The organism is Arthrobacter sp. JUb115 (assembly GCF_004365035.1).
In the GTDB taxonomy this organism is placed as follows: Bacteria; Actinomycetota; Actinomycetes; order Actinomycetales; family Micrococcaceae; genus Glutamicibacter.
In genome coordinates this window covers 85,395-99,412 of the sequence record NZ_SOBS01000004.1, presented here as the reverse complement: position 1 = coordinate 99,412, position 14,018 = coordinate 85,395, and the positions used below count along the sequence as shown (strand labels likewise).

Here is a 14,018-nt window from a genome sequence, read left to right as displayed (position 1 = left end):
ATCTTGATGTCCTATGCAAAATTCAGCGATCCGCAATCGCCGTATTTCTAGCCCTTCAACTTCGGCCCACAATTCCAGACTGCACTGTGAAGGGCCGCGGAAACGCATCCGGATACGCCGCACATGCTAGCTGATTGGATGTGCTTTCTGAGAGGCAGCCAAAACCAATTCCTCATGGGACTATCCGCTTCCGGTCGAAATTGCGTCAAATTCTGTCCATGGATAATCCAGGCCATGCCGACTGCCGCATCCCCGTGTCGCCGCGACACTCAGTTTTCATGGGCGTCTTTAGCTGGAACAGCATCTCTTGGTCTTGATTATTGGGGAGGGTTCAACGCGCAGTGAGAACTGCCAGGGCTAACGGAGTTCCAGGGAATTAGCGGAGCACTCCCCTTCCGCGTATCCACTGGTTGCTCACTGAGCCTACTGTTTCGCCGTCAATCGTCAGAATCCATGATGCTATCTCCTCCAAAGTCCGAACGGTTCAGCAACGAGTTCCTGAGGACGTTCTCTGGCTAAACTGGCACGCAGTAAGCAGAACAGAATCTTTCGGCTTGTGAGTTGTTGTCGTAAGTCAGTTGCTGCGGCCCAAACCATGTTTCGTGCCGATACGTCATCACCCACTGCGCAACTGTCACATGGGCCGCTGGGTAATGATGAGGTGCGACCTGTCGAAGATTGAATGAATCTGAGGTCGATTGCCGTGGAGCGAACGAGCCACATCATCGCTGAATAGCTGTTCATACCCATCGGGGCGAAGCTTGCCGGTAGAACCTGCATCAGGGACAAAGGCCTTAGACTCATGCTCGTTGCCCTACTGTCGACTCACGAAGAGAAGGCCTGAATCTCCAATCTGCTAGTGATCGGAGGGGTTTCTCTCTGATCAGGTCATTGCAATTCTGCACTAGGTCCTAGTGCAATCAACTAACTCTGAACAGCGCGCTACCTATCTTTCGGGAAGTCGGTTTCCCCGAGGGCCAGTACTAACCCCACATATAAGTTCTTTCATTCACACGCTTCCCTCCTTCAGGTTCTCTTGCCTTTCAATTAATGGAGGTCTTCGCCCAGTTCTCCAACCCTGAGAAATTTAGGTTGATCACTACTACGGGCTTCGGCACCTGGGGCTTCGCACTCCACGGCATCATGCCTACCTATTGCGCGGCTGGTGCATGGACAGCTTGGTCCGAATTCCCGCGCTAGTTACCTTGGGGCTTTTTCTAGTGAATAGTTCCTTCGAACCGGGACAAAAGCAGGAGCGGGTTGAGCCGGGTTTGCGGAGACTCTAGTGAACCTATTTCACCGCTAATCCTCCTACTCTCTTGGATTGAAGGTTGTGATCCTTCTGGATTTCCCTTCGCTCACCTTGCTCATTGAATATTTGCCTGCTTGGGAGCCATTGATATTGCATTTGGGTACCACACCGACTTGAACCACGATTATTCCGAATGGGTACCACCTGTAGCGCCCTTGGGGACCACAAAGTAAGCTCCTTCCACCATGTGAGGGCCACATGGTGAAAGGAGCCATTTCCAATGGTACGAAAGATTCAGACGAAGCCGATCCTTCAGCTTCGTTCCCAAGGGTTCTCCCAACGCTCAATCTCCACCTCTCAAGGGTTTTCCCGACGTAGCGTTGCTGCCGTTTTCGAAGCCGCAGACCGCGAAAACCTTGACTGGGATATGATCCGAGAAATACCAGAATCTACTGTTTATGACCGTTTATTCCCCGGACGGGGTACGCATGACAGCGTCTTTGTCCAACCGGACTGGGTACGCGTCCACAAGGAACTGGCGAAGGTCGGTGTCACGCTCAAGCTCCTGCACAGCGAGTACGTAGACGAGCACCGAAGCCACGGTGAACCGACGATGGGATATGACCGGTTCTGTAAGAGTTACCAGCGCTTCGTGCTGGAATCGAACGTCGCCTCCCGAGTCGAGCATAAGGCCGGCATGAGCGTGGAAGTGGACTGGTCAGGTCCCACCATGATGCTGAATGACCCGAACACCGGGGTGCCGGCCAAGGTGTATTTGTTCGTCGCCTGCCTGCCGTTCAGCCGATATTCCTTCGTCGAAGCGACCTTGAACATGAGTCAGGATTCGTGGCTCAGAGCCCATGCGGGCATGTTCGATGCTTTCGGTGGCAGTGTTCCCCGGATTGTTCCGGACAATTTGAAAACAGGCGTGACCCGTCACCCTGCCGAAGGAGAGATCGTACTCAACGACGCCTATCGGCATTTTGCAGCCCACTACTGCGCCGCAGTTCTTCCGGGTCGGGTTCGCAAGCCGAAGGACAAAGCCAGCGTGGAGAACACTGTGGGCCACATCGCGACCTGGGTCATCGCTGGACTGCGCCACCGGTCCTTCACCTCTCTCGATGAGCTACGCCAGGCGATCCGAGAACGGGTAGAGGCCTATAACGCGCAGCCCTTCCAGAAACGTGCCGGTTCCCGTACCAGTGTGTTCCGTGAGCATGAGCAGCCACTGCTGCGCCCGCTGCCAGCAGCACCCTACGAGATCAGTTCGTGGGTTTACGGGCGGAAAGTCGCGAAGAACAGCTACGTCTCGTTCAAACGGAACTACTACTCGGTGCCGGTGGCCCACCTTGGTGCCAGTGTGGACCTGCGTATCACCGACACCGTGGTCGAGATCTTCAGAGGACAACAGCGCTTGAGCAGCCATCTTCTGCTGCCGGCCACGAGCGTGAACCAGTACCAGACGAACGAGGCAGATATTCCGGCGGAGCACCGTTTCACCCAGTGGGACCCGGTCCGCGTACGAGCTTGGGCGCAACGGTGCGGGGTGAAGACTGTGGAGGTTGTTGACCGGATCTTCGCCTCGGTCCCGGTAGAGGAGCAAGCGTTGAATCCGGCATTGGCGGTGCTGCGGTTGAGCCGGAAATACAGTGCGGGCCGGCTAGAAGCGGCGTGCCAGATAGCTTTGGACAGTTCGATTCGTTCACCGCGGTACGCTCACCTGCACCCGATTCTGGAGACGGGGCAGGACCAGAAACCGGTGAGGCAGACATCTGATGTTCCTGAAACTGGTGGTTATGTTCGCGGTAGCGCGTACTACGCCGGGGGCCAGCGATGAGCGGCTTGGACCTGGAGACTAAGCGAAAGCTGCGTGAGATGGGTGCCGTGGAACTGCTGCACGCGATCGAGGCGCAGGATGAGGCACTGAGCATGAGCTTGCGTTTCAACGAGCGGATGCGGATGGCGGTGGATGAAGCCCATTCGGCCTACGATACCAACCGAGTGGGCGGTCTAATCCGTCGAGCCAGACTCCGCTACCCGGACGCTGACCTGCGAACATTGGACTTTGTGGAGGAGCGTGGCTTGGATCAGGTCACTCTTGCTTCGTTGGGCAGCTGCGGCTTCATTGCGCAGAACCACAATGTGGTCTTCCAAGGCTTTACTGGCTCGGGGAAGTCCTATTTGGGGTGCGCGTTGGCAAAGCAGGCGTGCCGAAATCAGATCCGCACCTTCTATATTCGAATGCCTGATTTGGAAGAGGAATGGGTTCAGGCCCAAGATAAGCCTTTTAGGTGCTTCGAAGTTCTTGAAGAAGTACGGGGCATACACGCTGCTTGTCATTGATGAGTGGCTGTTGGACCGGCCTGGCGGGGATTTCCTGCGCATGCTGTTGGAGCTGATGGAGCGAAGATATGGTGCGTCGTCGACAGTGTTCTGCACCCAGTATCAGAAGAAGGACTGGCATCAGCGGCTTGGTTCTGGGGTGCATGCGGACGCGATTATGGATCGAATCATTCACAATACGACGTGGTTCGAAACCGGGACGTACAACATGCGTGAGCAGTTGAACCTCGCATAGAGAGGAACACCGTTGGCGGCCAGTGGCACCCTTCAGGGCAGCTGCTGGTCCCCAACGGCAATAACGCTGGCTCCCAAAGGCAATATTGGGTGGTCCCCAAACCTACTAATATTCACTCATGAGCGGGATCTGGAGCGATGCCGGGCCGCTCATGCCCGACAGGGGTCCCGGAGACCCATACATCCGCCTAGGACGCGCTTCTGCGGCCTCATAAGTCACTCCTAAGGCTTTCTGGCCATCTGTTGCCTCGACCCCTCCCTAGGGCCTTGGCGTCATTTCCTCCTGTCAGCTGCTGGCGTTGAAGTGGTTGGACGATCGTATCCAGGCTTCACCTTCCGCGCGTATGGGACCAAGGGTCAAGTTATCCCTCGGCATCTCGCGACGCTCTTACTTTCCTGCACGCAGTGCGTGCTCGCCGGGTTTTTGGCGCTGGAACGAACTTCCTCATGTCCGCGCCGCAAGCCGCAGACTGATCACTGTCCTCTCACGTAGGCACCGGCCAGACAGGTCCTCTCCGGCGCTCGTACAGGGCTACGCATGTATTCAGCAAGCTTCTTATGCCTCATCTCAGCAAAGGCTGTCAGCCTGCGGGTAGTGGGTATAGCATCATTAGCTATTCATCTCGGGGGCGGGGTGCCCAGGTCGTGCGTGGCCGCTCCATTCTGTGCAACGTCAAACCTGCATTTGCTTTCAGGTCGTTCTGGTTGTTTCACGTGAAACAGCAAGCGCATCGTTGAATTCAGGACAATCAAAGGGCGGTCTAGTTAATGTTTCACGTGAAACACGTTTCGCTTCGCAGACGTCAGCAGGTTCGAAGGGGGTCTGGATTATGTTTCACGTGAAACGTTGCTTCAAGGCAGCTGCTTTCAGTGTCCATGTTGCGGTTCCGCCCCCCCCACCAGTCGCAGTCGCCGATTCAAGAAATTCGAGAGACGGTGACACGATTTCATGACAGCTCGAACTCGGATTTCTAGAGATCTGGACGTCGATTCGGCAAGGGTGCGCACCAATGTTAATCCCACACCTGCGTCAGGAATCTTAATGGAGTCGTTGATTCTCATCAGCGTGCCCTGGTTCAGGGTGCGCGTAATGGCTTCGGGAAGGGCTAGTACCACTCCCCCATCGCACGGCATGGCGCATTCGACATAAGAAGTTCCGGTCATGCCCGCAACGCCAACTGAAGATCGCCTTCTTATCGTCAAACGGAATCGGACCTGTACCGTCCAATTCTCCCTACGCCAGCTCGGCATTGGTCAGCAAACCGGACGGTTCTTCGCCCGATATGGATGGTTAGGCGAAGACAGCCTCTCCTCAGGGTGAACCAAGCAATCAGTATTCGCCGGGGCATCAATCTCGGCACCATTGGCCTCACCCCAGCGGACAATCGGCGGATTGGACCTGGTTAGCACCGACTTCTGTTAATAACGATCAGCTGCATCAACGGCCGCAGCACCGAATGGAATGTAATCCACCTTGACGATGATCAACAGTTTGTATTGCATAAGACGCAGCAACTCATGAGTCGATTTCCCTCCGTGATGCGCCGCCACCAACCTTTACTCGCAGCCAGAGCTGTTCATCAAAGAGCATTGGATACCACTGCCGGTAGGCTTTGACACCCAGCGCAATACGCGAGTTAGTATTCACCGCCCCTGGCGGTCCTCTACAGGTCACGAGCATAGCTGTCGGGATGATCGCCGTCCTGGCCCGGCAGGCTTCACGAGCCCATCCCTCATCATGTGCTGGATCAACATGCTACTTGCACGTCCGACAGATTGATGGCATTTTCATGGCTCTCGCCAACTGCTCAATCGTTTCTTCAGAAGTACGCATTACTGGTCATCATGAAAGTCGTGGATGTCCAGGCAAGGGATTCTATTGCCGGCCGATACCTAGCGTGACGCGACCACGCAGCCGTGGTCGTGGCCAGATAACGGTTGTGCGTCGAATCTTGCTCAACGCACAACGCAGTAATCTGCACATGTGCCGGATCGGTAATCATCTGGTGCTTGTGAATATTCGGTGGTTTGAGAGCCACCCAATATTGCGCTTCTGGGCCAGTCGTTATTGTGGTTCAGATCCACCCAATAGTCTCCCTTAGAGCCACCTGCCGGATCATCAGTCCGGCAGGCAGTCCTGAACGAGGATTCCATCGAATCAACGCCCCGTGGCTAATGCTCCGGCCGAGAGTACACCTCACACATGTTGAGCCCACCGGTCTCAACCCAAATCGTATCGTGCACGACATGATCCATGATCGCGTCGGCTAACGCACCAGTGTCCAGCCGGGCACGCCAATCCGATTGCTTGTACTGCGTACAGAAAATGGTGGATGCAGCGTCATACCGCCGCCCTATGAGCTCGAAGATGATTCTCAGCAACCCGCCGGCTGGAGGATCCAAAAGCCACTCATCCATCAGCAAGACGCAACCACCGGCGCGCGCGGACAGAATACTGGGTGGCTCAGAACCGCAATATTGGCGGCTCTCGAAAAGTCCAGTATTCAGCTTGTCCAGCACCGCGGAGGATCAGCCACCACCGGCTGGCCGCAGACCCTCTATCCATGGTCACCGTGGAATCAACAATCCGGCCAATGTCTGAAGGATGCACCAATTAATTATTGCGGCCCAGACTCATGCCATGGGTCCTTCTCCATCGTGCCCGATGGCTGAGCCCGGTACTGATGGCGTCGAAGGCGAGATGATCATTGTGCCTAGAGCCTACGGCGACCGGTCGATGCTCCGGACCTGGATCGGGCTGAACGGTGTACATGGGCTTTCGGTAGACACCCGTCGAGCTGTTTGCTGAGATTCTGAAGGAAAGAGGATTCAAGCAACTGGTTGCATTCGGTTTGCTCTTTGAACTCAGAATCTCTCGGTGGAGCCAGAATGGTCCTGCTAGCCAGCAGCTCGGCAAGCACTGAATTGGCTTCCGTGACTTTCCTTTTGCTTCCGAATCGCGGATTCACGGTCCCAGATTCTGCTCTTGAGGACCGCGTCATCATCGTCGTTCTAGCTCCACATCCCAACGCTCAGATCCGGGCATTGCCAACTAGGAATCATCAGCGCTTTGAACACCCTCAAATGCGACAGCCTCATCATTAGCTCCGGCAGCATCAGAGCCTGGTCGGATCCGACAGGTGTCCGTGGCTTGGGGAACCACAGATCCACTTGCGCGGCTTGCCCTGATTCGTGGACCAACCGGTCCGCAGGGCCCACGTTCGTGTATTCCGGACATATCAGTGCGACCCGGTTCTTCAACGTGGAGATGGAATTCGTTCATTCGATTCGTTCGTCGATGGCCGTCGTCGGCATGCGCGGATACTCGCAGACCAGCCTGCGGGTTTCTGGTTCGAAAGCGTCAGCGATGGAACCACGCTTCGTCTGCAGGTCATTTGCAGACTCGGTGACTGCCAATGCTGAGCATACGGTGTTACGTGCGATGCCAAGTCGCCGCGAGATCGCCGTTATTGGCACGCCTTCTGCTCAATGCAGTCGACGGATCTCTGCGTACTGTTCCACATTGATCCTTCCCTCAGAATGTCTGTTGAATGGATCAGGTGGGGTGAATATTCAAAAGTCGTTCAATGGTTAGCATTCAGTTAGCGTTGGCACCCCTCCGAACTTGCCCCCGGTTGGTCCTGCCATAAGTCCATAGCGGCCTTCCTTGGCCCTTCACGGCCTTCGTGCGAGCCTTCCTCTCCCCTACCCGACTCCCGGCTCTCGTGGCGTCGCTATACGCCCACCTTGCTGCTCAGAGAGTCATCACGGTATGCCTGACTATCTGATCTTGCTGTTCCAGAACATGCTGTATGCAGTCCTTGCTCAACGCCGTTGCATATCTGCCCTAAGCAAGAACGATGAAACGTACCCTTGGAATCGCCCGATACGGCTTCTCGGTCCAAGGTTTTCGGAGTTGTGCTCAGTTGCGGACAGCATCCTGGCTCCCTTGCACATCAGTCCTCGAACAATCTAAGAAGCATGGCTGACACATGCCACTGCGCATTAGATGGAGTAAAGCCAGGCAGGGATAGACCGCGAAAACCATCAGTGTCTCTACTGATCGCACCTTGTGTTCTCCTTCGCACTGGAAGGTAGCCGGAATACTGTGCACCAAATGCGGCACCTATCGCCCCGGATGTCCTACCAAGCAGAATACTGGCTGCCCAAATCCGTATCCGCTGGGGTAGTTCCCGCAGCCAGGCGGGTCGAATCATGCGTTCTATCCTCTTCCCGTTCTCCGTAGAATTCATTAAGTGGAGGCATTTCGGTGACCTAAACTGAATGGCTCGCTGATCCTCAGGAGCAGGCATCGGAGAATGGTTACGAAGCGAGGTGAAGGGCTCGGCTCAGCGATGCGGTGCCAATCCCGAACCTGGTACGGTGTGTCCTGCTTTCTCTACATTTCTGGACAGCGCCGTGGCTACTTCGTGCTCATGCCATCGGCGTGTACGTTCCCTCTTTGATAAGCCAACGGCGGATGCCAACAATCAGTTTTATGCTTGCTGTGGTTCATGATCCATTTGATGCGAAAGCTATGAGGGCACACCTAAGTATCCGTTTATGGACAGCAGCGGTTTCCTACCCACCAACGATTCATCTCCATGTGCCGCCCTCATACTTTGTTGGCAGTAACCTCGCATGGAGTATTTGTTTCACGTGAAACACAGGCTCTAGATACAAGAAAGGCGCATGTTTCACGTGAAACATGCGCCAGTTCATGAAATTACGAGTTCATAGTCGGATCAATAACCTGCATGATGCGGTTCAGATCATCCACCGAAGCGAACTCGATGCTGACTTTGCCCTTGCGGCTGCCAAGCTGAATCTTGACGTTAGTGTCCAAGCGGTCCGCGAGCGAAGTTGCCAGGAAGTCCAGGCGTTCATTGCGCTGGGTCTCTCGCGCCTTCTTTGCTGGCTTTCGTGGCTTGTCGTCACTCAGTGCCACTGCTTCTTCGGTCGCGCGCACGGACAAGCCCTCATTGATGATTCGCTGAGCCAGCTGCTCGATGACTTCGTTGTTCGACAGTCCTAGCAACGCGCGCGCATGACCGGCAGAAAGAACGCCAGCCGCAACACGACGCTGAACGAGTGGAGGTAGTTTCATCAAGCGAATCGTATTGGAAATCTGCGAACGGGAACGTCCGATTCGTTCTGAAAGCACTTCCTGGGTGCAATTGAACTCTTCTAGAAGCTGCTGATAAGCAGCGGCCTCTTCCAGTGGATTCAGTTGTGAGCGATGCAGGTTCTCGAGCAAGGCGTCGCGCAACAGATCGGTGTCATGCGTGTCGCGGATAATGGCCGGGATAGTCGCTAGGCCAGCCGCCTGTGTCGCGCGCCAACGGCGTTCACCCATGACCAGCTCATACGGAGCGTCATCTTTCTCGCGGGAAGGGCGGACCACGATAGGTTGAAGCAATCCAATTTCGCGGATCGAATGGATGAGTTCATCCATGTGCTCCTGATCGAAGTTGGTACGCGGCTGCTTGCGATTTGGGTGAATCAGCTGGACGTCGAGTTCAGCGAACTGTGCGCCAGGAACTTCGACAAGATCGGGAGAGTCTGATTTTACAGGTTGCGGCTCGGTCTTCTTAGGTGCTGGTTTCTCAGCTGATGCGTCTTCCTGAGGTGCAGAGGTATTCTTTCCCCCAAGAGTTGTATTCAAGCCAGGCATAGTTGCGCGAGCGCGCTTTGCCGGCTTTGCGGGAGTGGTTGGCGCCTTAGGTGCCGAGGACTTGCGTCCCGGTTCAAAGAACATATCGACAGGACGTGTAGCGCGCGACTTCGACGCTTCCGCGGCCGGTTCTACAGGAGCTGTTTCACGTGAAACATTCTGGTTTTCCTCAGGAGCCGCCGTCGCCGGTGAGCTGGAAATAAGGGCACCCAGTCCCCTGCCCAATCCCCGCTTCTTATCTGCCATGTTCTTCGCACGCCCTTTCATCCGAAATTTCAGCCCGAGACTAGTCTACTGTTTTTTGGCTTTGAACCGGGGATGCGCACAGTGCTTCAGCCGTGGCTCTCACCGTACGAATCTCGCATCCGCATCAGATAGATCTGGAAAAACAAACGAAAATCTAAGGGGATGATCTTTTCCAGCGTGAAACGTATTTATAAGGTCTTACGCGCCTCGTTCAGCCATCTCTACGGCTGCTTCGGAGTACGACAATGCACCAGTCGAATTTGGATCATAAGTAATGACGGTCTGCTGGTAGCTCGGCGCTTCAGAGATTCGTACCGAACGAGGGATGACGGCCTTGAGCACCTGCTCTGGGAAGTGCTCACGGACTTCGTTGGCGACCTGCGCGGCCAAATTCGTGCGACCGTCGTACATGGTCAGAAGTATCGTCGAAACCGTCAGCTTGGAGTTCAAATGCTTCTGGATCATTTCAATGTTCTTCAGTAGCTGGCTCAGGCCCTCGAGCGCATAGTACTCGCACTGGATTGGGATGAGAACTTCACGAGCGGCAACGAAGGCGTTAACGGTCAGCAGGCCTAGGCTTGGTGGGCAGTCGATGAAGACGTAGTCCAAGCGAGGCAGCCCCTTGCGCTGGCGGGTACGCGCGTAGTCATCCAGGGCGCGCTGCAGGCGCTGTTCGCGGGCTACTAATGAAACCAACTCGATTTCAGCGCCTGCCAGGTGAATGGTTGCAGGAGCGACCTGCAGGGTTGGCAAGTCTGGGCATGTGGCTACTACGTCAGCCAATGGAAGATCATTGATTAACACGTCATAAATGCTGTCTACTTCAGCGTGGTGTTCAATGCCCAGCGCGGTAGAAGCGTTGCCCTGCGGGTCGATATCAATGACCAGGACGTTTAGCCCGCCCTTGGCCAGGGCGGCGGCAAGGTTGACCGTGGTCGTCGTCTTGCCTACGCCACCCTTCTGGTTGGAAATGGTGAAATAGCGGGTCTTCTCAGGCATTGGCACCTTGCGGGCCTCCAAAGCTTCGCGACGACGATGTTCACTAGCTATCTGAGTAGCCAAAGGCGAGGACGAGTCGTTGAAATCAAACGCGCTATCCGATGAATCCTTAGTCTTAGACAAAGGTAAAACTCCTCCTCGTGAATTGATGCACCTAATGCTCATGGCGTGCACCGATAATGTTTCACGTGAAACATTCAAAACAAGTCATGCAGATTGCGAAATGGCTTCATCCTCGAAAACTATGAGGATGAAAGCCATTTCGCTTCTATAACTATTTAACAGACTATCGCGTCAACCTTAGCCAACCTTGATGCGAACCACCGTGGTTGGCTCTGCAAGGATACTTTCGCCCACAGTGAGCACTTCGGTTTCCCTGCCGCCAAGCTTGCGGATCGCCTTGGTAGCCTTAGCGATCTCTTCGACAGCGGAGCGGCCCTTGATGGCGATGAGCTCGCCCTGTCCGTGTAGCAATGGAATAGTCAATCCAGCCAAGTTGGTCAGAGCAGATACGGCACGGGCCGTGACATAGCGTGCGTTGACGACGTCGACCATCTGCTCTGCACGGCCACGCATCACGGTGACGTTGTCCAGACCCAGATCATCGATAACCTCGGAGAGCCAGATGCAGCGGCGCTCCAGAGGCTCAATAAGCGTCAATTTGAGGTCCGCGCGGGCAATTGCCAAGCAGAGCCCTGGAAGGCCAGCACCGGAGCCTACGTCGGCTACCTCGGCGTCCTTCTCCATGACCTCTTCGATCACGGCGCAGTTGAGCACGTGACGGGACCACAGACGGGGTACTTCCCGTGGGCCAAGAAGCCCGCGCTCAATGCCCGAGGTCGCCAGATGCTCCACATAGCGCTTGGCAAGATCCAGGCGGTCACCGAAGATCTTCTCGGCAGCCAGGGTCTCTTCTGCAGTAAGGCTGAGGTCCTCAGTCATGGTCGTTGGTCCTTAGGTCGATCAGCACGCTCTCGCGTGATGGTTCTTAGCTGTCCAGTACCGAAATAACGATATGGCGTCGGGTCGATTCACCCTCGGATTCCGAGTGCAGTCCTGCATCGGCGATCACGTCGTGCACGAGCTTGCGCTCGTAGGCGCTCATTGGATCCAAGTGGGTCTTCTCGCCGGTTTCGCGTACCGACGCAATAGCATCTTCAGCGATCTTGCGGAGCAGTTCTGCGCGCTCTGCGCGGTAGCCGGCAATATCCAGGATCAAGCGCGAACGTTCACCGGTAGCAGTGAGCACTGCCAGCCGGGTGAGTTCCTGGAGGGCATCGAGGACTTCTCCATCCTTGCCTACGAGGCTCTCCAACGAGGCGTCTGCGTCCTCGGCAAGGATCGAGATGTAGGTGCGGCCACCGCGGATCTCGATGTCGATATCGCCGTCCAGATCTGCAATGTCCAGAAGCTCTTCGAGGTAGTCGGCGGCGACGTCGCCCTCGTCCAGAACTTCCTGGTCGTCTTCGATCTGGTTTTCCAGTTCTGGTGCGTCGATGTTCTCAGTTGCAGTCATGGCTACTTCTTCTTTCGACGGTTCTTGCGCTGCGGCTGTTCACGCTGGCCCTTGGCCTGCTGCTCTGCCGCGGCGGCGGCAGCGGCATCAGCGTCTTCCTTCTTCACGCCTACTGGAGGCAGGCCCTTGGCGGCGCGGCGAGCGTTAAGTTCGCGCTCTGCTTCCGAACCAGGGGTCGGGTTGTTGCGGATAACCCAGAACTGCTGGCCCAGGGTCCACAGGTTCGAAGCGGTCCAGTAAATCAGCACACCGATTGGGAAGTTGATACCACCGATACCGAAGACCAGGGGCAGGATGTACAGCATCATCTTCTGCTGCTGCATGAACGGGCCCTCGAGGGCCTCCTTGCTCATGTTCTTGGTCATCAGCTGTCGCTGGGTGAAGAACTGCGATGCGGTCATTGCAAGGATCATGACCACCGCAACGATGATCACTGCCCAGTTGATGGCACCGGAATTGATGGTGCCCAAGAAGGTCTCGGACAGCGGAGCGCCCAGGATCGAGGAATTGTCGAAGCTGCGGATGTGCTCAGCGGACAGAGCGCCGATCGAACGTCCATCATCGCTGGCGCGGGAGGCTTCGTTCAGAACGCGGAACAGCGCGAAGAAGAACGGCATCTGCACGAGCAGGGGCAAGCAGGAAGACAGCGGGTTGGTCTTATGCTTCTTGAACAGCGCCTGCTGCTCCTGAACCATAGCCTGGCGCGACATCTGGTCGGTCTTGCCCTTGTACTTGGCCTGCAGCTTGCGCAGATCAGGCTGCAGTGCCTGCATCGCGCGCTGGGACTTGATCTGCTTGACGAACACTGGGATCAGCAAAGTACGGATCAGCAGCACGAGGAAGATGATCGACAAGGTCCAGGTAACACCCGAATCCCCGTTCATTCCAATCGCGGTGAACAGTTCGTGGAATGCCCACAGAACCCACGAGACTACGTACGTAAACGGAGTCAGTATCGTGTCTAGGAAGTTGTTCATCAGTGGTCGAGCTCCTTGCGGCCGCTTTCCGCGGCGTCTTCATCGTCGGGAATCACAGGATGATTCAGAACTATGATCCTCGGCAGTTTGCCTTCTGGCCAAATCCTCGGTCCCTCAGGAACGTGGTCGACGCCTCCGTGGGACCACGGATTGCATCGGAGAATCCGCCAAGTGGTCAATCCGGCGCCTTTGACAACGCCGTGCTGAGTCACTGCTTCGAGCCCATAGGCAGAACAGCTAGGAAAGTATCGGCATACATCGCCATATAGTGGCGAGATGAGTTTTCGGTAAGTCTTGAGCAGCCCGATAACGATGTTGCGTGGGATATCGATGATGAACCACAGCAAACCGGTACGCGGAGCTAAGTCCTTACGCATCAGCGCGCCTCAATCTTGCGCAAAACAGCGGAGAAGGCTGAATTGACCTGGGAGTTGAGTTCTTCCCAAGAGAGTTCGGCGGCGCCAGGAAGTGCACGGAAGACGAAATCGACGTCGCCGTCCACGCGCCGCAGCTCGTGGGCGATTTCCCGCATTCGTCGTTTGGTGAGATTCCTTTTAACGGCAATACCTACAGCCTTGGAAACAATGAATCCAAACCTGTCACCAAGGAACTCTTCGGTTTCTCGGTGCCGTGCATATAGCACGACGTTCCGGCGTCCGCTTCGGACGCCGGAACGTACAGTGGCTGTAAGGTCTTGCGCTAGGCGCAGTCGCTGATTCTTAGGCAACATCGGCTTCGGGTTGCTCTTTAGCTGAGCTCGTTGAAGTCATGCTGCCA

10 protein-coding genes and 1 pseudogene are annotated in these 14,018 nt (G+C 55.7%); 2 read left to right on the top strand and 9 right to left on the bottom strand.

What is annotated here, in order from left to right:
• Nucleotides 1-1,532: 1,532 nt before the first annotated feature.
• Nucleotides 1,533-3,089 carry an IS21 family transposase gene (gene istA / locus EDF61_RS08250; protein WP_133833766.1) on the top strand — a complete coding sequence of 519 codons (1,557 nt, stop codon included), beginning with the start codon at nt 1,533-1,535 and terminating at the stop codon, nt 3,087-3,089.
• Nucleotides 3,086-3,830: pseudogene (locus tag EDF61_RS19265) on the top strand (ATP-binding protein). Before istA ends, EDF61_RS19265 begins: the two are co-directional and overlap by 4 nt.
• Nucleotides 3,831-6,001: 2,171 nt before the next feature.
• Here EDF61_RS19265 and EDF61_RS08240 read toward each other — a convergent pair.
• From EDF61_RS08240 to rnpA, 9 genes are all read right to left on the bottom strand, one after another.
• Complete coding sequence (locus EDF61_RS08240) at nt 6,002-6,247, bottom strand: ATP-binding protein (RefSeq protein WP_133833971.1); 246 nt, start codon at nt 6,245-6,247, stop codon at nt 6,002-6,004.
• An 861-nt stretch (nt 6,248-7,108) separates the two neighbouring features.
• The gene (locus tag EDF61_RS18760; protein ID WP_166650744.1) at nt 7,109-7,246 is read right to left on the bottom strand and encodes a hypothetical protein; all 138 of its coding nucleotides are present in this window, start codon (nt 7,244-7,246) and stop codon (nt 7,109-7,111) included.
• Between the two features lie 1,309 nt (nt 7,247-8,555).
• A complete protein-coding gene (locus tag EDF61_RS08235) occupies nt 8,556-9,749 on the bottom strand; it encodes a ParB/RepB/Spo0J family partition protein (protein WP_133833765.1) in 1,194 nt (397 codons plus the stop codon).
• Between the two features lie 198 nt (nt 9,750-9,947).
• Nucleotides 9,948-10,871, bottom strand: coding sequence for a ParA family protein (locus tag EDF61_RS08230; RefSeq protein WP_105658699.1), 924 nt, complete (start codon nt 10,869-10,871; stop codon nt 9,948-9,950).
• A 177-nt stretch (nt 10,872-11,048) separates the two neighbouring features.
• Nucleotides 11,049-11,690, bottom strand: a complete 642-nt coding sequence (gene rsmG, locus EDF61_RS08225) for a 16S rRNA (guanine(527)-N(7))-methyltransferase RsmG (RefSeq protein ID WP_105662203.1) — start codon at nt 11,688-11,690, stop codon at nt 11,049-11,051.
• 46 nt (nt 11,691-11,736) lie between these two features.
• A complete protein-coding gene (locus EDF61_RS08220; RefSeq protein ID WP_133833763.1) occupies nt 11,737-12,264 on the bottom strand; it encodes a Jag family protein in 528 nt (175 codons plus the stop codon).
• A 2-nt stretch (nt 12,265-12,266) separates the two neighbouring features.
• Nucleotides 12,267-13,241, bottom strand: a complete 975-nt coding sequence (gene yidC, locus EDF61_RS08215; protein ID WP_105658696.1) for a membrane protein insertase YidC — start codon at nt 13,239-13,241, stop codon at nt 12,267-12,269.
• On the bottom strand, nt 13,241-13,618 hold the full coding sequence (gene yidD / locus EDF61_RS08210) for a membrane protein insertion efficiency factor YidD (RefSeq protein ID WP_105662201.1): 378 nt from the start codon (nt 13,616-13,618) through the stop codon (nt 13,241-13,243). The genes yidC and yidD overlap by 1 nt, the downstream gene beginning before the upstream one ends.
• Nucleotides 13,618-13,971: a ribonuclease P protein component gene (rnpA, locus tag EDF61_RS08205; RefSeq protein WP_105658694.1), complete on the bottom strand. Its 354-nt coding sequence runs from the start codon at nt 13,969-13,971 to the stop codon at nt 13,618-13,620. Before rnpA ends, yidD begins: the two co-directional genes overlap by 1 nt.
• Between the last annotated feature and the right edge of the window lie 47 nt (nt 13,972-14,018).